Origin of the sequence: Blautia sp. MSK.20.85 (genome assembly GCF_013317245.1) — a bacterium.
Classification (GTDB): Bacteria; Bacillota; Clostridia; order Lachnospirales; family Lachnospiraceae; genus Blautia_A.
In genome coordinates, this window is sequence record NZ_JAAIUN010000132.1 from 1 (window position 1) to 314 (window position 314).

Genomic DNA, 314 nt, shown 5'->3' on the forward strand with positions numbered 1-314 from the left:
GATATCCGGAATCTGATACTCTCCGTTCTGGCTGTAACTGATCTCTCTCATAGTCCGTTTCCTCCTTATTTTCTTCTCTATTTTCTGTGTTATTTGTTTTGTTTTCACGAATTAACGTGTTAAATTCATTATAGACTACTTCTTTTTCTTTTGCAACCATTTTCAGGTCATTTTCCAGATCATTCAACACATACCGTCCAATCTGCATCAGGACTGGCCTGCTGATTTCGTTGACTGCACTTCCCAGATGTCCTAATATTTTCAGCTGATTGAAGTCCGTAATATGCCGAAAATCCTCTGCATCCAGATATTCC

The 314-nt window shown here is 38.9% G+C and carries 1 protein-coding gene; it reads right to left on the minus strand.

The window, feature by feature from the left end; translation table 11 throughout:
- A partial coding sequence (locus G5B12_RS17740; RefSeq protein ID WP_244096141.1) for a hypothetical protein occupies window positions 1-187 on the minus strand: 187 nt, incomplete at its 3' end.
- Between the last annotated feature and the right edge of the window lie 127 nt (window positions 188-314).